The organism is Nonomuraea sp. NPDC050680 (genome assembly GCF_040654555.1).
Lineage (GTDB): Bacteria > Actinomycetota > Actinomycetes > Streptosporangiales > Streptosporangiaceae > Nonomuraea.
The window spans coordinates 1-18,500 of sequence record NZ_JBFAIF010000044.1; the positions used below are offsets into that span (position 1 = coordinate 1).

Below are 18,500 nucleotides of genomic sequence, written 5' to 3' on the forward strand. Positions count from 1 at the left end.
GTGAGGAACCGCGTGTCCTCGGTGAACATCTTCGCGTAGTTGTCGAGCCCGATCCACTTGGCTGTTTCCAGCATGTTGAAGTCGGTGAACGACAGGTAGAGCGACGCCAGGATCGGACCGACCGTGATCACGAACAGGCCGAGGAACCATGGCGCCAGGAAGAGGTAGGCCGTACGGGCCTCACGCCGTTTGTGAGCGTTAACGGGTGCGATGCGGCGACGCCCACCGCGCGGTTGCGCGCGCAGTGACACGCTGTCCGGGGTTACCGACATTCATGCACCCCTCGTTTCAGTGCTGGCCCGGCTCGGCGGGATCGGATAGCGCCTTCCTATAGGTGGGCCAAAAGTTTCGTCAACCCTTTGCAGGCGTTACATAGACGTTACCGATATATCGTGATCTATGTTTCGCCAGTTCAATGAATGGTCGTGAGCAAAGGGTCGGATGAATGTTTTGTCCATGAATACAACCGGTTGCACAGCACACTACGGGGGCGTCACGCTGGGGGAACCTCCTACCACTTGCCTCCGAGGTCCCTCAGCGTGAAGACGCCGCCCGCGCGCTCGTGCAGGGGCTCGCTCAGATCGGGCTCGCCCTGCTCGGCGATCAGCGCGGCGGCCTGGCCCTCCGAGTCGTCCCGCGAGACGTATCCGATCGACCGGGCCTCCTCCAGCGACCACCAGCGGCGCGCGTTGTCGGAGACACCCCAGACGACGTGATATCCGGGCGCGGTCAGCGCGGCCTCCACCAGGCGGGCGAGGTCGTCAGGGGAGATCCAGGTGGCCAGGCCGCGCGTGTCGCCCGAAGCCTCGTTGCAGGTGCCCAGCCGGATCACGGTCACGTTCATGCCGAACCTGTCGTGGTAGAGGCTGCCGAGGGCCTCCATGACGACCTTGCTCACGCCGTAGAAGGTGTCGGGCCGGGGGAATGCGTAGTCGGGCAGCTCCACGCCATCGGCCGGGCGGGTGTGGAAGCCGGCCGCGTGGTGGCTGCCCATCAGCACGAGGTGCTCGACGCCTTCCCGCCGGGCGGCTTCGAGCAGGACGTGCAGGCCGTCCATGTTGGCCCGTACGATGTCGGCCCACGGATGCTCCCGGCTCTGGCCGCCCAGGTGGATCACCGCGTCGACGCCCTTCATCGCCTCGGCCATGGCCGCCTCGTCGACGAGATCGGCTGTCACCATCTCCTCACCGGGCGCGGTCTCCAGTGAGTGGAGGTCGGAAAGGCGCAGCGTGCGGCCGTCACGGGCGAGGCGGGGGCGGAGCAGCGTACCGACCTTGCCGGCGGCGCCCGTCATGAGAATGCGCATAAGGCTCATTGTTGTACACAACTCTGGTCCAAATTCACATTCCTGAATATTGACCGTGACCTATGTCACTCGTTACGTTCACACGGACAGGCTCCACGTCTGCGACAGGTGTCCATATATGTGAACGGGAGGCGGTCTGATGTCACGCCAGCTGCTCGGGGCCGCGATTGCGACGGCCCTGGCCGTAACGCTGACAGGCTGCGGCTCCGGGGGATCAAGTTCGGACGACGCGTTGGAGATCTGGATCAGGCAGGCGCCCGACTCCGACTCCGCGAAAACGGCTGTGAAACTGGCCGACGCGTTCACGAAGGCCAGTGGTATCAAAACGAAAGTCGTCGCGCTCTTCGATGACTTCGAGACGAAGCTTCAGCAGCAGGCAGCTCAGAGGAAGCTACCTGACATCGTCATCAACGACACGGCCCAACTCGGCAACATGCACACGCAGGGCTGGCTGCAGGAGGTCGACAAGGCCAAGCTGGCCGGCGGCGACAAGGTGTCGGAGCAGGCATGGAAGGCCGCCCAGGGCCCCGACGGGAAGTACTACGGCACGCCGTTCTCCGCCCAGGCCTTCGCCCTGATCATCCGCAAGGACTGGCGGGAGAAGGTCGGCATGGAGCCGCCCAAGACCTGGGACGATCTGGCCAAGCTGGCCGCGGCCTTCACCGACAAGGACCCCGACGGCAACGGACAGAAGGACACGGCCGGCTTCGTGATCCCCGCGGGCACCAAGCGCGGCTACGCCTCCTGGTACGCCTCCTCACTGATCTACGCCAACGGCGGCGACTTCGTGAAGGCCAACGGCGGCGGCAAGTTCAGCCCCCTTGTGAGCGACCCCAAGACCGTGGAGGCGGTCCAGTACCTACAGGACCAGTTCTGCAAGGCCAAGACCGTCAACCCGGGCGCCGTCAGCAACGACACGACCGTCACCCACGAGGTGTTCGAGAAGGGGCAGGGCGGCATCTACCTGGTCGGCCCGTACGTGCTCGCCAGGTTCGTCAAGAGCATCGGGACCGACAAGATCGAGGTCGTACCGGTGCCCAAGGGCCCGTCGGGCGGCCCCGGCACCCTCGGTGAGGGCGAGAACGTCTACATGATGGCCGGCTCCGACAACGTCGAGGGCCAGAAGAAGTTCGCCGAGTACGCGGTCTCCCCCGACGGCCAGCGCATCGGCATGAACAAGGACGCCAACGGCGCCATCGTCCGCCTGCCGGTCAACACCCAGGTCGACATGGCCGCCGAACGCCAGGATCCGCGCTGGAAGGTGTTCCAGGAGGCCTACGCCAACGCGGTCTACGCGCCGCCGGTGCCGAACTGGGCGCCGATCCGCCAGGACTCCGCCGACTCCATCAACACGGTGTGGGCCGACTGCTCAGCCAACGTCAAGACGGCGATGGACACCCTGAGCACCAAGCTCACCCAGGAACTGCAGACCCAGAAAGCATCATGACCTCCACGCTCACACAGGCGCGGAGCCGCACGGAGACCCCCCGCCGCCGTCCCAAGCGGATGCGGCGGCGGGGGACCCTCATCGCGTGGGCCTTCCTGTCGCCGGCCTTGCTGCTGTTCCTGTTCTTCAAGTTCATCCCCATGTTCGAGGGCCTGCGGATGAGCTTCTTCGAGATCCGCTACGTCGGTGATCGATGGGTGGGCCTCGACAACTACGCCACGATCATGACCGACGACGCCTTCGTCTCGGCCATCTGGCACAGCATCGTGCTGGCCTTGGGCACGACCGCGGGCTCGCTCCTCCTCGGCCTGCTGTTCGCGCTGCTCATCGAGGGCCCGGCACGCTACCTGTGGTTCATCAGGACCGCGGCGTTCCTGCCGGTGGTGACCACGATGGCGGCTGTGGCCGAGGTCTGGCGGATCATGTACCACCCCGCCGACAGCGGCATGATCAATACCATTCTCGGCTGGATCACCCTGGATCCGCAGCCCTTCCTGGCCAGCGAGCATTCCTCGCTGCTGTCGATCATGGGCATGAGCATCTGGCGCGGCACGCCGTACGACATGATGATCTTCCTGGCCGGGCTGGTCGGCGTGGACCGCACGCTGTACGAGGCCGCCGCCGTCGACGGGGCCACCACGTGGCACCGGCTGCGGCACATCACGCTGCCCGCACTGCGCCCGGTGTTCTGGATCCTGTTCACCCTCGCCGCCATCCGCGGCCTGCGCGTCTTCGTCGAGGTGTACGTGCTGACGAACGGCGGGCCGAACGGATCGTCCGAAGTGCTGATGACGTTGATCTACAAGCTCGGGTTCCAGAAGGGTGACCTGGGCACCGCGTCGGCCGGCGGGATCGTGCTGTTCGCGGCGACCCTGCTGCTCACGGTGCTGACCCAGGTCATGCGCAGGAGGCAGAACGCATGATGAGATTCGACAGCGCTCTCGGCCTGGAGTCCAGGCGAGGTCCGCTCGCCACGACCCTCAAGGTGCTGGTCTACGCCTTCATGGTGATCGTCTTCACCGGGCCGCTGGTCGGGCTGCTGGTCAGCGCCTTCAGCAAGACGCTCGACCCGACCAGATTCACGCTCTGGCCCGACGACTTCACCCTGGAGAACTTCGTCCAGGCCGGCAACAAGAACGTCTACCACTACCTGTTCAACTCGTTCGTGGTGGTCGGGTTCGGGCTGCTGCTCCAGATGCTCGTCAGCGTCTTCGCCGCCTACGCGCTCGCCCGCAAGAAGTTCAGGGGCATGGCGTTCGTGATGCTGATCATGCTGGCGACGATGATGCTGCCCGAGGAGATCATCGCGATCCCGCTCTCGCTGGTACTCGCCGACATGCCCATCATCCACGCCGATCTCATCGGTACGTACGCGGGCATGATCCTTCCGGTGGGCGCCTGGGGCTTCTCCATCCTGGTGATGACCGAGTTCATGAAGGAGGTGCCGGTCGAACTGGAGGAGGCCGCGCGCATCGACGGCGCGGGCGAGCTGCGCATCTTCTTCGGCATCATCCTGCCGCTGTGCCGGCCCGCGCTCGGCGTCATCGGCGTCTTCGGCTTCACCATGATCTGGGACCAGTATCTGCTCCCGCTGATCGTGGCGCCCGAGTCGAGTATGTGGACCCTGCCCATCGCGCTGCGCTCCCTCCGCTCCGACGAGGAGGTCGGCATCGGCGTACTGCTCGCGGCTTCACTGCTCGCGCTGCTGCCGTCGATCATCGCGTTCCTGGCCTTCCAGCGGCAGTTCATGCGCGGCCTGACAAGCGGCGCCATCAAGGGTTAGTCGTCCATGTATCTGGATGGAATCCCATATGCTGACACACGGAAGCCTCTGTCAAGATGGGATGAGTATGGAGCCCCAGCTAGTCAAGTCCGCAGAGCGGACGGTCCGCATCCTCGAGACCCTGGCCGCCTCCCACGAGACCCTGACACTGTCGGAGCTCCAGCAGCACACGGGTTTTCCGCGCAGCTCCCTGCACGCCCTGATGCGCACCCTGGTCGAACTGAACTGGGTCGAGACCGACTCCGCCAGATCGGCCTTCGGCATCGGGCCGCACGCCCTGCTGACCGGCACCGCGTACCTCGACAAGGACCCCGCGCTACCCCTGGCCCAGGAGACGCTGGAGGACCTACGCGCGGAGACCGGCCAGACCGCGCATTTCGCCCGCCGCGACGAGGCGCACGTCCTCTACCTGGCGACCAGGGAGTCACGGGAGGCGCATCACGTGATCCCCAGGGTAGGCCGGCGGCTGCCCGCCCACGTCACGGCACTCGGCCAGGTGCTGCTCGCCCAGCTCACCGACGACGAGGTCGCGGCCCTGCTGCCGGACCCGCTGGCGCCGATCACCGAGCACACCTTCACCGATCCGGCCAAGCTGATCGGGGAGCTCGACCAGGTACGCACCCGGGGCTGGGCCTACGAACGCGAACAGGGCACCCCGGGCGTGGCCTGCGTGGCGGTGGCCGTCGACTATCGGATCCCGGCCACGGACGCGATCAGCTGCTCGATGCCGGCGGGCCTGGCACCGGCCGAGATCGAGCAGGTCACGGACGCGGTGACCAGACACACGCGCAAGCTGGCCGCCACGCTTCGCCGGGAGGGCATCCGCTGATCGGCTTCTGCTCATCCGCTAGGAAGGATTGTTGATGCGGCTAGATGGTGTTCTCTTCTTTCCCGTGACCCCTTTTGGCACTGACGGCGACATAGCCGAACAGACGATGGCCGAGCACGTCGCCCATGGGGTCGCCGCCGGAGCCGGAGGAGTGTTCACCGCTTGCGGCACAGGCGAGTTCAACGCGCTCGACATCGCCGACTACACCAAGGTCGTGGCCACGTCGGTGCGGGCCACGGGCGGCCGGGTCCCGGTCTTCGCGGGCGCGGGGGGCCCGCTGCCCACCGCCAAGGCGTTCGCCCGCGCGGCGGCGGACAACGGAGCCGACGGCCTGCTGCTGATGCCCCCCTACCTGGTGACCGCTCCCCCGGACGGCCTGGTCCGCTACGTGCGTGAGGTGGCTTCAGCCGGTGGGCTGCCCGTCATCATCTATCACCGCGCCACCGCCCGCTTCTCCCCCTCAGCGGTGGCCGAGCTGGCCCAACTGCCCGAGGTCATCGGCTTCAAGGACGGACTCGGCGACTTCGACCTGCTCCAGCGCATCATCCTGACCGTGCGGCGGTCTACGGACCGGGAGTTCACCTTCTTCAACGGCCTGCCCACCGCCGAACTGACCGTCCCCGCCTACCGAGGGCTGGGCGTGACGCTGTACTCCAGCGCCGTCTTCGCCTTCGCACCGGAGATCGCACTGGCCTTCCACAAGGCGGTGACCGGGGACGACGAGGTGCTGGTACAGCGACTGCTCACCGACTTCTACCTGCCGCTGGTGGAGCTACGGGACCGGGTCCCGGGGTACGCGGTCTCGCTGGTCAAGGCAGGGGTCCGGTTGCGAGGCCTGGCGGTCGGTGGCGTACGGGCTCCGCTGGTAGATCCCTCAGCGGAGGACCTGCGGGAGCTGGAGCGCATCCTGGCCATCGGCTTGGACATCGCCGGGGCCTGACCGGCCTTTGTGAGAGCTTCTCAAGAGCTCTTATCCAGCCAGCGCTTCCCAGCCCCGCGGCCGGTCCTGGCCAAAGGCCGTCCCCGCGGTCCTGGCCAAGGCCGTCCCCGCGGTCCTGGCCAAGGCCGTCCCTGCGGTCCTGGCCAAGGCCGTCCCCGCCACACCACCAGGCAGCAGGACGCGCCCACACCAGAGCGCGTCTCTGCCGCATCCCGTCCCTGACTAGCGCCCCAGTACGCCGTCCACTCGGCGCGGGACATCCAGCGGGTTGTCGTCCCTGAGCTCCTCCGGAAGCAGCTCACCCGGCCAGTCCTGGTACGCCGTCGGCACCAGCCACCGGTCGATGGCCGTCGCGCCGACCGACGTGTGCGCCGCCGACGTCGAAGCCGGCCACGGACCGCCGTGATGCATCGCCCAGCACACCGCCACCCCGGTGGGCCACCCGTTCCAGATCAGCCGCCCGGCCTTACGCCCGAGCACCTCGGCGACCTCGCCGGCCTCGCCGGGGTCGGTGGCGTGCACGGTGGCCGTCAGCGACCCGTCCAGCCGCTCCAGCACAGCCCGCAGGTCCGAAATTTCGCGATAAGTCACGACGATAGACGCCGGCCCGAAGCACTCCTCGCCGATGCCGGGCAACTTCTCCGCGAACGAGTCGAGATCCGTCGTGAACACCGTGGGTGTGACGGCCAAGTCCCCTTCTCCCGCTTTGCCCTCGGCCAGCACCGGCAGCTCGCCGAGCCGCTGCAGCCCGCCCAGGTAGCCGTCCCTGATCCGCTCGGCCAGCATCGGCCCACCGGTGGTGCCCGCCACGGCCTCGGCCAGCGCCTTGCGCAGCTCATCGTCCTCGGGCACGAACATCAGGCCGGGATTCGTACAGAACTGCCCGACCCCCATCGTCAGCGACGTGGCGAAGCCGGTGGCCACCTCCGCCACGGGCGCGGACGGCAGCACGACGACCGGGTTGACGCTGCCCAGCTCTCCGAAGAACGGGATCGGCACCTCTCGCTGGTCGATCAGCCCCTGGATCGCCTTGCCGCCCGGGATCGACCCGGTGAACCCGGCCGCGACCACGCTCGGGTGCTGCACCAGGTCGGCACCCGCCTGCATGCCCTGCACCAGTCCCAGCAGGTCGGGGTACGGCAGGGCCTTGCGGACGATGCGAGCGACCTGCTCGGAGGTGTTGGGGTGGCCGGGATGCGCCTTCACCACGACCGCGCAACCGGCGGCCAGCGCCGATGCGGTGTCGCCACCCGCCACGGAGAATGCGAACGGGAAGTTGCTCGCCGCGAACACCGCGACCACGCCGGCCAGCGGCTGCTTCATCCGGCGCACGTCGGGCCTGGGCGGGGTGGCCGAGGGGTCGGCGTGATCGACGATGGCGTCGAGGTAGCCACCATCCCTGATCACCTGGGCGAAAAGCCGGAACTGGCCGGCCGTACGAGCGACCTCGCCGCGCAGCCGTACCTCTCCCAGCGCGGTCTCGCTGTCGGCGATCTGCCACAGCTCGTCCACCTTCGCGGAGAGAGCGTCAGCGACGGCCTCCAGCGTTTCGGCCCGCTCGGCGGCGGGAGTCGCCCGCCAGGCCGCACCTGCGGCGGCCGCGGCGGAAACAACCATGTCGACCCCGGCGCGGTCGGTTTCAGGCAGGGCACTGCCCACGGTCTCGCCGGTCCTGGGGTTGTATCCGTAGATCATCGAATGGCCCTTCGGAGTCTTGACACTTCTTCATATTGATTCTTACAGTTGCGACAACCTGTCCACAAACCTGGCACTTGTTCACATATATGGACGGCGGTCATATGATCATCAGGCAGATCCACGTCACCCCCGTAGCTTTCAAGGATCCGCCGCTGTTGAACGCCGCCGGCGTGCACGAACCCTGGGCGTTGCGGACGATCGTCGAGGTGGTCACCGACGAGGGGCTGAGCGGCCTCGGCGAGACGTACGGTGACCTGGGGCATCTCTCCAAGGTACGCGAATGCGCCGAGGCGCTGGTCGGCATGGAGGTGCATGCGACGAATGAGATGTACGCCAGGATCAGCGCGCTCGTCGGCGACGTAGTGACCGATATGCACGGCTTGACCGGGGCCGCGACCCAGGAGAAGAGCATCGATCGGGTGTTCGCGGCCTTCGAGGTGGCTTGTCTGGACATTCGCGGCAAGGCAGCCGGCGTGCCCGTCGTCGATCTGCTGGGCGGCCGGGTACGCGACGCCGTGCCGTACAGCGCCTATCTCTTCTACAAGTGGGCGGGACATCCGGGCGTCGAGCCCGACAGGTTCGGCGCGGCGCTCGACCCGGCGGGGCTGGTCGAGCAGGCATCGATGCTGATCAAGGAGTACGGTTTCGCGTCGATCAAGCTCAAAGGCGGCGTGTTCGCGCCCCAGGAAGAAGTCGAGGCGATCATAGCCCTGCGGGAGGCCTTCCCCGGCGTGCCCCTCCGCCTCGACCCGAACGCCGCTTGGACCGTCGAGACCTCGATCCAGGTAGGACAGGCGCTCGAAGGCAGCCTGCAGTATCTGGAGGACCCCACACCCGGAATCTCCGGGATGTCGAAGGTCGCCGCCGAGGTCCCGATGCCGCTGGCCACCAACATGTGCGTGGTGACGCCCGAGCACCTTCCCCCCGCCATCGCCACCCAGGCGATCGGGGTGCTGCTGCTCGACCATCATTACTGGGGTGGACTCGTACGTTCCTCGCATATCGCCGCACTGTGTGACACGTTCGGGCTGGAGCTGTCCATGCACTCCAACTCGCACCTGGGGATCAGCCTGGCCGCGATGACCCATCTGGCCGCCGCCACGCCGAACCTCACCCACGCCTGCGACACTCACACACCATGGCAGAACGGCCAGGACGTAGTCGCGCCGGGCGCATTGCGGTTCGTCGACGGCGCCGTACCCGTGCCCGACGGGCCCGGCCTCGGCATCGAACTGGACCGGGACGCCCTGGCCATGATGCACGAGCAATATCTCGCGTGCGGAATCACCTCGCGCGACGACACCACCTATATGCAGCGCTTCGAGCCTGCTTTCTCTGCGAGGAGACCGCGCTGGTGAACGTGGCCTACGCCTACCCCTGGGACATCGTCGGCGACCCGTCGGCCCCTTCGCGCCTCGCGGAGCTGGGCGTCGAGGCCGTCGCGCTGGCGGCCAGCTATCACTCCACCCGCGCGGCAACGCCGTATCACCCCGCCCACCGGGTGCTGGATGTCCCACAATCGGCTTTTTACCTGCCAGTACGGTCCTCCTCCTGGGGACGTCTGACACCGGCCTCCCCAACCTGGACACCCACGGACGCCTACCTGCAGGCACGGGACGCCCTGAAGGCCGTCGGACTGCGGGTACACGCGTGGACGGTGTTGACCCACAACTCCTTCCTCGGCGGCACGCACCCTGACCTGGTGGTACGTAACGCCTTCGGTGATCCCTATCCATATGCGCTGTGTCCGGCTTTCGAGGACGTGGTCGAGTACTGCGAGCGTCTGGTCAGCGAGATCCTGGCCGTCGGAGAACCGGATGGCCTCATCCTCGAGGCGTGCGGTCCCATGGGTTTCGGGCACCAGAGCGTGCACGACAAGACGGCCGGCGCCGACTGGACGTCCGTACACAGTGACCTGCTGACGCTCTGCTTCTGTACGGCCTGCGCTCCCCGTTACCCCGAGGGCACCAGGGAACGCGTACGCGCGGCCATCGACGGCCCTCCCGCCAGGGCTGGCTCGCCGGCATCTCCCGAGACTGTGGAGGCCGCTCTCGGCCCACTCGCCGACGATGTCCGAGACGTACGCGTAGATCTGTCGGCATCACTGCGCACCCGCCTCATCACCGTGGCCCGAGAGACCGCGCCGAACGTACCCATCACTCTGCACGCCAACCCCGACCCCTGGGCTGCCAGCTCGTTCGCCGCCCTCCCCGTCGGCGAGCCGGGAGCGGAGGTGCTGGTGGGCAACTGCTGGGGCGACCCGGCTTCGGACGCCGCCCGTCTGGCCAGACTGGGCGAACTCTGCGGCCCCGGCCAGCGAGTGGGCGCGTATGTCCTGGCCCTTCCCCCACGCCCCGCCGACGGCCAGGCGCTCGCCGAGCAGCTCAGAACGTACGCCAAGGCAGGCGCCACGGACTTCCACCTCTACCACGCCGGTCTCGCCTCCCCCCGGCGTCTCGCCGCCATGGCCGAAGCCCTACGCCTCATCCGCTGACCGTCCACCGCTCAGCTCGTGTTGCTACCACCCGCTTGATCAAGCCGTGTTGCTACCACCCGCTTGATCAAGCCACTTCGAATGCGCACCCCCGAACGGCCCCTGCCGCCCGCCCACCGCGCCCATCAACCACCTGGCCGTCTCCTCGGCCCGGTCGATCATCTGTTGCGGATATCCCAGTAACACCTGGTGCTCGGCGAACTCGTCCTCATCGTCCAGAATCAACCGCCCGTCACGCATCCTGATCACGTCGAGATCGAGATCGAGCATGGTCACCTCACCATCACGCCACTCGGGAACAGTAGTGACGTCTACGTACACCTCAGCTCGATGCGGCGGCGAGTTGAAGGACGCCGTCCACCACCCGTCGCGCGGGAACAACATGATGGCCGTGGTCTCCCACACAACCGGCGGCCCCTCCCCTTTACGAGCAACCGTCCCGCCCGGCACCGCGACCCACACCCCGTGCTCATCCTCGCCGAGCACCTTCGCGGAATGGTTCCAGTGCAACGCCCCGCCGTACTTCCGGAAGACAATCCTCACATCGGTCACTCCAGGGACGCTACCGGACCGTCACTCAGAGCCTGAGGATGAGCTCCTTCTCCATGCCAAGGAACGCCTCTAGCCGATCATCAGGCCCAGGTGGGGTTGCCAGTGGCGGCCTGGGACACCGACCACAACCGTTCGCGGGCGGCCTCTCCACCTGAGCGAGCGCCCCGGTGAGGCGTAACCGCTGCTGTTCACGATGTACGCGTGTGGACAGACAACCACGGACTCCTGGTCGCTGAGACGCGTAGGGAGCACATCGCTCGAAGATGGCCCGTCCTGGCCATCCCCGGCTCTGACCTCCTTTGTCAGCAGGCTCTCAGCTTGTCGTTCAACCCGTGGCGCTGTCACCTATTCGTGCGACAGTCCCCAGCCTCGGCACAGCCCGGTGAACTCACGTAGTGCACCTGAGCGCTTCGTCAATGCGGGTGCGCAAGGAGCGCAGTGCCTGCCTGAGCTCTGCCGGTTCGATGCCTGTGATGTCAGCGTCGAAAGTCAGGAGCAGCCCTGCCAGCCCTGCCCATGACCACGCACCGAGCGTGAGTCGGCAGCGGGAGTCGGTGTCGTGCTCGACCGTCGATCCGCCGGGGGCGAACCGGGCGACGACGGGCGCGGGTAGTGCGACGAGCGCCGACCCGCGGCATGGCCATTCCGCCGGGGTGTCGCCGCGATCGTGCGTGCTCATGACGAATGCGACCGGATCGCTGTGCGGGACGTCGCGGCGGTCGAAGGTCCTCCCCGTGGGCATGCGTGGTTCGAGGCGGTCGACTCGCATCGCGCGCCATCGGTCCGCGTCCGGTTGGAACGCGACGAGGTACCACCGTGCCGCCCACACGACGAGGTCGTGCGGTTCCAGCGTGAGCGTCGTCGGTTCGTCCTCACCGGTGTAGTCCACGCGAACGATGTGCTGTCGGTTGATCGCGCCACCGATGACGCGGATGACGTCGGCGTCGATGGGCGCTGCGGGGAACTCCCAGTAGTTACGCGCTGCGGAGACGGTGAACGCTTCGGCGTGGATGCGGCTGCGGACGGGCATCGCCTGCTGCAGCGTGGCGAGGGCGCGGGCCGAGTTCTCGCGGATGCCGGACAGGACAGTGGGGACAGTCTGGAGCGCGACGGCCGCCGCGACAGCCTGGTCCTCGTCGAAGACGACCGGCGGCAACCGGGTGGCGCGGCCGAGCCGGTAACCTCCGCGCGCCCCGCGCACGGCCTCTATCTCGTACCCGAGCTCTCTGAGCGTGTCGATGTCGCGTCGCACGGTCCGTACAGACGCTCCGAGCCTGGTGGCGAGCTCCTCGGCGGTCAGAGTCGCGCCGATCCCGAAGATCGACAGCAGCTTGAGTGTCCGTGCGGAGGTGGCAGCCATCGCTCATCCCCTCACATAAAGCGGTCACTCGATGGCAACTATATCGATCATCGTGGCCAGCATGACCGCTTCACAGAGCCCTCAACAGGGCACGCATGCACCCGCCGCATCCTCGGCACTCGTCTCCGGCGCGGGCGCGAGCGCGGCGCTCCTGGTGGTGCTTTTCGGCTCCTTCATGGACCTTCTCGACGCGACGATCGTCACCGTCGCGGCCCCGGCGATAGCCCAAGACCTGGGGGCCGGCGACGCTCAGATCCAGTGGACGATCGCCGCCTACGTCCTCGCCCTGGGCGCGGGCCTGGTCACCGGCGGACGGCTCGGTGACCAGTACGGCCGCAAGCGCCTGTTCATGATCGGGCTGGCCGGGTTCATGCTCGCCTCCGCACTCTGCGCGCTGGCCGCCGACCCGGGAATGCTCATCGGCATGCGCGCCTCGCAGGGACTGACCGCAGGAATCATGGTCCCGCAGGTGTTCGGGATCATCCGGGCATCGTTCGCTCCGGGCGAGCGTGCCAAGGCGTTCGGCGCCTACGGGGCGATCCAGGGTCTCGCGTCGGTCGCCGGCCCACTGCTGGGCGGGCTGCTCGTTGACGGCGACCTGTTCGATCTGGGATGGCGCACAATCTTCTGGATCAACGTACCTGTCTCGATCCTGGCGCTCATCATCGGCGCGAAGGTTCTGCCGGAGTCCCGCTCCACCTCGACTGCGCGGCTGGACCTCCTCGGCGCGCTGCTCGCGGCCTCGGGCATCCTGCTCGTGCTACTGCCGATCATTCAGATCGAGACCTGGGGATGGACCTGGGCCAGTTACGCCCTCCTCGCCGCCGGAATGATCGTGCTGGCGATCTTCCTCGCCTACGAGCGCCGCCTCACCGGACGCGGGACCGAACCCGTCTTCGATCCGGCTTTGCTCCGAATCCGCGCCTTCGCGATCGGCCTGAGCGCGTCCGTCCTCTTCTTCGGCGGCATCGGGTCGTTCTTCCTCACTCTGTCGATCTACCTCCAAAGCGGCACCGACCGCACCGCGTGGGAGACCGGCCTGGTGATCCTGCCTTACGCGCTCGGTTCGATCATCACCTCAGGACTCGGCGTCGCTCTCGCCGCCAAGGCCGGGAGAGCCCTGCTGATCACCGGCTCGCTCACCATCGCGGCATCTCAGCTCGTCCTGTGGGCGATCATCAGGGACGGCAACGATCCCGGATATTGGCCCCTTGCCCTCGCTCTGTTCATCGGCGGCCTCGGGCTCGGTCTTGCCGCCCCCATCCTCATCAATGTCGTCCTCGCCGGCATCCCCGGACGCAACGCAGGCGCCGCGGGCGGCGTGCTCTCCACCGTCAACCAGATCGGCGGCGCCATCGGCATCGCCGTTCTCGGCACGGTCTTCTTCACCGCCGTCACCGGATCAACGACCGGCACACCGGGACTGGCCGACTACGGTCACGCGCTCAGCATCGTCCTCGGCGTCTCCGCGATGCTCTACGTCATGGCGGCACTCGTGATGCTCTCGCTCCCGAAGACCGCGGCCGAGCATACCGACCAGTGAACCCGTGTGGGGGAACCGCACCCGGGCTCCTAACCCACCGACCAAACACCCCAACCCCACCCACGCTCCTAACCCGCACCAACTCTCGATCAACGAAGCGCAGAAACGAGCCCGCTCTCGTACGCCACGATGACAAGCTGTGCGCGGTCTCGAGCGTCGAGCTTGGCCAGGAGCCGACTGATGTGGGTCTTGACCGTGGCAAGGCTGAGGTGAAGATGAGCGGCGATCTCGTTGTTGGAAAGGCCCCGCGCGATCAGGGTGAGAACTTCCCGCTCCCGCTCCGTAACCCCTTGAAGCCCCTTGACCTGTAGCGACGCCGGCGTGCGGGCGAACTCCTCGATCAGCCTGCGCGTCACCCTCGGAGCCAGCAACGCCTCACCAGCCGCGACCACCCGAATGGCGGCGACCAAATCGGCCGGCGGGGTGTCCTTGAGCAAGAACCCGCTGGCTCCAGCACGGAGTGCGTCGTAAACGTAGGCGTCGAGGTCGAACATGGTCACGATCAGGACCCGAGCCAGATCACCGATCCGCCTAGTGGCCTCGATGCCATCCATTTCCGGCATGCGCACGTCCATGAGGACCACGTCAGGCCGCTCCTCCAGAGCAACGGCCACCGCCTCGGCTCCCGTCGTGGCCTCACCCACGACCGTCAGATCGGGCTCCGAGTCGACCAACACCTTGAAGCTCCCCCTGAGCAGGGCCTGGTCATCGGCGACAAGAACACGGATCATGAAGTGCCCCCGTAAGGCAACCGGGCCGACACCCGAAACCCTCGCCCAGGTAGACGTCCGGCCTCGAACACTCCGTCGTACATCATGACTCGCTCCCGCATTCCGATCAGCCCGTGTCCCGTTCCCTCCACCGGCAATGTGCGACGGCCAGGACCGTCATCGATCACTTCGATCCGCACCTCCATCACATCGGCCACCACCGATATCCGGCACCGGGCCGGTGCCGCATGCTTCACCACGTTGGTGAGGGCTTCCTGAACGATCCGGTAGACCGACAACTCCACACCCTCAGGCAACCCCACCCCGAGCCGCGAGATATCTTCGCCCCCGCTGACGTCGGTAACCTCCATTGCCGTGCTGTCCCGGTCTGCGCGATTGCTACCAGACGCGGCCGGGCGATTGCCCTGGTCGTCCTCACGATCAGCCCGCGAATGCGGTGCGACAGTATCTTCACTGTCACGACCTCCCCCTGTTGCCAACCGGAGGTCCAGCTCCACCTCTACTCCCGCCAACCTGGCCTGCTCGGCCAGCCTCGGGAGGCCGCTGAGGTCCGGTGCGGGGCCACGGTCGGGCGTCTCGTCTGAGCGGAGGACGCCGAGCAAGTGGCGCATCTCGACGAGCGCGCTTCGGCTCGCGGTCTCGATCACCCGCAACGCATCGTGTGCTTCTTCCGGCCTGGTGGCCATCACATGATTGGCCACGCCCGCTTTGACGGCGATCAATCCCACGCTGTGCGCGACCACATCGTGCAGTTCACGGGCGATCCGCAGCCGCTCCTCTGTCACAGCCTGTCCAGCCAGGCGCTCGGCGTCGCGCGCCGCATAGTGTCTTCGTTCTCGTACGGCTCGCCCGACAGTCCACGCGCCGCCCAGTGCGGCGATGCCGATGAGCGGCTGGTCGAGATTCGTCAGCCACGCGGGACCCGTCGGCTGCGGCACACCGCCGGCGACCACCATTCCGACCAGCGTGACCAGAGTGAGCGCACCGATCGCCGAGGTCGGAACCCACGCACCTCGGGCATCGGCCAGGGCGACGATATAGAGCGCGTAGGCAGGCGAGATATAAGCGGATGACACCCCTAACACCACGGCGACCACGATGGAGACTGTCAGCACAAGGCAGAAGACCGGCAACGGCCACACTCTGCGCATCGCCAGCGGCAAACCCAGCCCCAGGAGAAGCGCCAGCCTCGCCCACGGCGGCAGGGCCCACCCACTCGTCGCTGCCGTGAGGAACATGAGACAGAAGCCCAACCCTGCCAGCAGGTCCAGCCCGATCAGCTGGCGACGGCTCAAGCGAGCGGTGAAGAGGGAGGGGGATTCGTTCACGCGTTGACCGTAGTGGTTGAGGCTGGGCCTGCACGTCAGACTGGGGTCTGACCTTGAGGATCGAACCGTGGTCCGATGTGGCGAGCGCCCGCCGTACCTCATTCTTTACCGCGTGATCGAACTCAACCGCCTGACCAAACGCTACGGCGACACGCTCGCCGTCGACGATCTGTCCTTCAAGATAGAGCCCGGCCACGTGACCGGATTCCTGGGCCCCAACGGTGCCGGCAAATCCACCACGATGCGCCTGATCCTCGGCCTCGACTCCGCCACCTCGGGCCAGGCACTCGTCAATGGGCGACGATACACCTCGCTGAGCAGGCCCATGCGTGAGGTGGGCGCGCTGCTGGACGCGAGCGCCGTGCACGGCGGGCGTAGGGCCTACGACCATCTGTTGTGCCTGGCGCGCACCAATGACATCGGTCCGACGCGAGTCGCCGAGGTTCTCGAGCAGGTGGGCCTGGCTGGGGTGGCACGCAAGCGGGTGGGCGGCTTCTCACTCGGCATGAAACAGCGCCTCGGCATCGCGGCCGCCCTGCTCGGCGACCCGGGCACGCTGATCTTCGACGAACCGGTCAATGGACTCGATCCCGACGGAGTGCGCTGGATTCGCGACTTAATGCGCTCCTTGGCCAAGGAAGGCAGGACCATCCTGCTCTCCAGCCACCTGATGAGCGAGATGGCGCTGACGGCCGAGCGCATCATCATCCTCGGCCGAGGCAAGCTGATCATGGAAGCCACCGTGGCGGAGCTCACTGAGCGCTACCCGTCGCTCGAAGACGCCTATCTTGCCCTGACGGCGAGCAGCGTGGAGTACGGAGCCGCGCGATGAGGGCGGTCCTGTCTTCCGAATGGTTGAAGCTGCGCTCAGTCACCTCGACCTATCAGGCACTCGGAGTGGCTGCGCTCACGGTGGTCCTCGGCATGATCTGGACCTTCTACGTCAGCGGCCTGGCGGACGAACGCGGAGCACTGCGAGCGGCGGCCCCTGAGCAGGGCTTCCTGCCACTGATCCAGATCAGCCTGGCTGTCCTCGGCGTCCTGGCCATCACCGCGGAGCAGGCCAGCGGCATGATCCGCACAAGCCTCACCGTCGTTCCCAGGAGAGGGACCTTATTACTGGCCAAGGCCGGGGTGGTCGCCGCCGTCACCTTCGTCGCCGCCAACTCGATCATCATCCTCACGTACGTGACGAGCCGCCTCATAGCAGGCGAGCGCCACTTGCAGTTCAACGAGTCTTCCCTGGCCAACGACCTGCCGATGCTGCTCGCCTCCGGGCTGTCGGTGACCGTGCTCGCATTGGTAGGCCTCGGCCTGGGCGTAGCCACTCGATCCACGGCGGCGGCGATCGTTTCGGTCGTGTCGCTACTGTTCGTCCTGCCCGGCATCGCCAACTACCTGCCAGCCCCGTGGAACACTCGCGTGGCCGCTCTCATGTTGCCCAACCTCGTGCCTCAAATCGCCGACCAGCGGCTTTCCAGGCGGCTGGGCGACGGCTTCCTGCCTCCCTGGGCCGCGCTCGTGGTGCTCGCCACCTATGCGATCGTCGCACTCGCGGCGGGGTTCTACCTGTTCAGAAGGAGAGACGCGTGAGCGTGCTGGCATCGGAGTGGCTGAAGGTCCGTACCGTTCGCTCCAGCTATCTGATGCTGGGGCTCAGCTTGGGCGGCATTCTGCTGGGCGTAGCGGTCGCCTGGGCGGCGGTCGTGACGTACGACAGCGCCACCCCGGCGCAGCAGGCTCATGCCGCCATCGCGGATCTGGAGGAAGTGGTGCTGATGGTGCCACAGCTCTGCATGGGCGTCCTCGGCGTCCTCACGATTACGTCCGAATACACAACAGGACTGATCAGAACGAGCCTCGCCATCGTGCCGAGACGCTGGCCGGTACTGGCGGGAAAGTCGGCGATTGTCGGTCTGCTCGGTCTGGTCACCGGTCCGATGGTGGTGTTCGGGACATACGTTGCCGCCCGTTGGATGATTGGCGACCGCTTTGGCGGCTCCTACACGACCCCCTTCCTCGACAGACTGCCGACGCTTCTCACATCGAGCCTTACGGTGGCGGTATTCGCGCTGCTCGGACTGGGACTGGGCGCCACCTTACGCTCCTCGGCGGGAGCGATCACGATCCTCGTGGGTCTCGTGTACGTGATCCCCATAATCGTGGGCAACCTGCCCGAACCCTGGAGCGAACGGCTCGGCTCGGTAATGATCGGAGCGCTCCCGCGCGAGGTTTCCGGCGACGATCTCACGCACTCGGTGTACGGCTCGCTGCTTTCTCCTGTCGCCGCGGCCATGGTGCTGATCGCCTACGCCGTGCTGCCGTTGCTCGTCGGTGCATGGTTAATACGCCGGAAAGATGCCTAAGGCGCCGACACGCGCAGTGTGCATGGGGGGTCACGTCCACGGACGTGGTGTATGAGTGGATCTTCGCGTGATCCTGTTTCTGCAGGTTAAGCGGTCAGTGTCTGCGGCAGTGGGTTCTGGGCT

17 protein-coding genes and 1 pseudogene are annotated in these 18,500 nt (G+C 66.8%); 11 read left to right on the plus strand and 7 right to left on the minus strand.

Annotated elements, in window-relative coordinates; translation table 11 throughout:
* Together AB0H88_RS52130 and AB0H88_RS52135 are read right to left on the minus strand one after the other, a co-directional pair.
* A pseudogene (locus AB0H88_RS52130) lies at nucleotides 1-272 on the minus strand (ABC transporter permease); the annotation flags it as partial.
* Nucleotides 273-511: 239 nt separating this feature from the next.
* A complete protein-coding gene (locus tag AB0H88_RS52135) occupies nucleotides 512-1,306 on the minus strand; it encodes an NAD(P)-dependent oxidoreductase (RefSeq protein WP_357657623.1) in 795 nt (264 codons plus the stop codon).
* A gap of 139 nt (nucleotides 1,307-1,445) precedes the next feature.
* Here AB0H88_RS52135 and AB0H88_RS52140 point away from each other — a divergent pair, with 139 nt between their 5' ends.
* The 5 genes from AB0H88_RS52140 to AB0H88_RS52160 all read left to right on the plus strand — a co-directional run bounded on the left by AB0H88_RS52140 (nucleotide 1,446) and on the right by AB0H88_RS52160 (nucleotide 6,305).
* Nucleotides 1,446-2,753: a sugar ABC transporter substrate-binding protein gene (locus AB0H88_RS52140; RefSeq protein ID WP_357657625.1), complete on the plus strand. Its 1,308-nt coding sequence runs from the start codon at nucleotides 1,446-1,448 to the stop codon at nucleotides 2,751-2,753.
* A complete protein-coding gene (locus AB0H88_RS52145; protein ID WP_357657626.1) occupies nucleotides 2,750-3,676 on the plus strand; it encodes a sugar ABC transporter permease in 927 nt (308 codons plus the stop codon). The genes AB0H88_RS52140 and AB0H88_RS52145 overlap by 4 nt, the downstream gene beginning before the upstream one ends.
* Nucleotides 3,673-4,536 carry a carbohydrate ABC transporter permease gene (locus tag AB0H88_RS52150; protein ID WP_357657628.1) on the plus strand — a complete coding sequence of 288 codons (864 nt, stop codon included), beginning with the start codon at nucleotides 3,673-3,675 and terminating at the stop codon, nucleotides 4,534-4,536. The genes AB0H88_RS52145 and AB0H88_RS52150 overlap by 4 nt, the downstream gene beginning before the upstream one ends.
* A 67-nt stretch (nucleotides 4,537-4,603) precedes the next feature.
* On the plus strand, nucleotides 4,604-5,365 hold the full coding sequence (locus AB0H88_RS52155) for an IclR family transcriptional regulator (RefSeq protein WP_357657630.1): 762 nt from the start codon (nucleotides 4,604-4,606) through the stop codon (nucleotides 5,363-5,365).
* Nucleotides 5,366-5,399: 34 nt separating this feature from the next.
* The gene (locus AB0H88_RS52160; RefSeq protein WP_357657631.1) at nucleotides 5,400-6,305 is read left to right on the plus strand and encodes a 5-dehydro-4-deoxyglucarate dehydratase; all 906 of its coding nucleotides are present in this window, start codon (nucleotides 5,400-5,402) and stop codon (nucleotides 6,303-6,305) included.
* 222 nt (nucleotides 6,306-6,527) lie between these two features.
* Here AB0H88_RS52160 and AB0H88_RS52165 read toward each other — a convergent pair whose 3' ends face one another.
* Nucleotides 6,528-8,000 (minus strand): aldehyde dehydrogenase (NADP(+)), encoded by a 1,473-nt coding sequence (locus AB0H88_RS52165; RefSeq protein WP_357657633.1) that lies wholly within the window; start codon nucleotides 7,998-8,000, stop codon nucleotides 6,528-6,530.
* 104 nt (nucleotides 8,001-8,104) lie between these two features.
* On the opposite strand from AB0H88_RS52165, the gene AB0H88_RS52170 reads away from it, so the two are divergent.
* Nucleotides 8,105-9,361: a glucarate dehydratase family protein gene (locus tag AB0H88_RS52170; protein WP_357657634.1), complete on the plus strand. Its 1,257-nt coding sequence runs from the start codon at nucleotides 8,105-8,107 to the stop codon at nucleotides 9,359-9,361.
* Complete coding sequence (locus AB0H88_RS52175) at nucleotides 9,358-10,497, plus strand: hypothetical protein (protein ID WP_357657636.1); 1,140 nt, start codon at nucleotides 9,358-9,360, stop codon at nucleotides 10,495-10,497. The genes AB0H88_RS52170 and AB0H88_RS52175 overlap by 4 nt, the downstream gene beginning before the upstream one ends.
* 39 nt (nucleotides 10,498-10,536) lie before the next feature.
* Here AB0H88_RS52175 and AB0H88_RS52180 read toward each other — a convergent pair whose 3' ends face one another.
* Both AB0H88_RS52180 and AB0H88_RS52185 read right to left on the minus strand, forming a co-directional pair.
* Entirely contained in the window at nucleotides 10,537-11,049 is a 513-nt protein-coding gene (locus AB0H88_RS52180) for a DUF402 domain-containing protein (RefSeq protein ID WP_357657637.1), read from the minus strand.
* 388 nt (nucleotides 11,050-11,437) lie between these two features.
* Nucleotides 11,438-12,409 carry a WYL domain-containing protein gene (locus tag AB0H88_RS52185; protein WP_357657638.1) on the minus strand — a complete coding sequence of 324 codons (972 nt, stop codon included), beginning with the start codon at nucleotides 12,407-12,409 and terminating at the stop codon, nucleotides 11,438-11,440.
* Nucleotides 12,410-12,470: 61 nt separating this feature from the next.
* On the opposite strand from AB0H88_RS52185, the gene AB0H88_RS52190 reads away from it, so the two are divergent.
* Nucleotides 12,471-13,952, plus strand: a complete 1,482-nt coding sequence (locus AB0H88_RS52190; RefSeq protein ID WP_357657640.1) for an MFS transporter — start codon at nucleotides 12,471-12,473, stop codon at nucleotides 13,950-13,952.
* Nucleotides 13,953-14,041: 89 nt separating this feature from the next.
* Here AB0H88_RS52190 and AB0H88_RS52195 read toward each other — a convergent pair whose 3' ends face one another.
* Together AB0H88_RS52195 and AB0H88_RS52200 are read right to left on the minus strand one after the other, a co-directional pair.
* Nucleotides 14,042-14,683 carry a response regulator transcription factor gene (locus AB0H88_RS52195; protein WP_357657642.1) on the minus strand — a complete coding sequence of 214 codons (642 nt, stop codon included), beginning with the start codon at nucleotides 14,681-14,683 and terminating at the stop codon, nucleotides 14,042-14,044.
* Nucleotides 14,680-16,011: a histidine kinase gene (locus AB0H88_RS52200; RefSeq protein WP_357657643.1), complete on the minus strand. Its 1,332-nt coding sequence runs from the start codon at nucleotides 16,009-16,011 to the stop codon at nucleotides 14,680-14,682. The genes AB0H88_RS52195 and AB0H88_RS52200 overlap by 4 nt, the downstream gene beginning before the upstream one ends.
* A gap of 112 nt (nucleotides 16,012-16,123) precedes the next feature.
* Here AB0H88_RS52200 and AB0H88_RS52205 point away from each other — a divergent pair, with 112 nt between their 5' ends.
* From AB0H88_RS52205 to AB0H88_RS52215, 3 genes are read left to right on the plus strand one after another with little or no spacing between them, the layout of a single operon-like run.
* Nucleotides 16,124-16,843: an ATP-binding cassette domain-containing protein gene (locus AB0H88_RS52205; RefSeq protein ID WP_357657648.1), complete on the plus strand. Its 720-nt coding sequence runs from the start codon at nucleotides 16,124-16,126 to the stop codon at nucleotides 16,841-16,843.
* On the plus strand, nucleotides 16,840-17,604 hold the full coding sequence (locus tag AB0H88_RS52210; RefSeq protein WP_357657645.1) for an ABC transporter permease subunit: 765 nt from the start codon (nucleotides 16,840-16,842) through the stop codon (nucleotides 17,602-17,604). The genes AB0H88_RS52205 and AB0H88_RS52210 overlap by 4 nt, the downstream gene beginning before the upstream one ends.
* Nucleotides 17,601-18,377 carry an ABC transporter permease subunit gene (locus AB0H88_RS52215; protein WP_357657646.1) on the plus strand — a complete coding sequence of 259 codons (777 nt, stop codon included), beginning with the start codon at nucleotides 17,601-17,603 and terminating at the stop codon, nucleotides 18,375-18,377. The genes AB0H88_RS52210 and AB0H88_RS52215 overlap by 4 nt, the downstream gene beginning before the upstream one ends.
* Nucleotides 18,378-18,500: the final 123 nt, after the last annotated feature.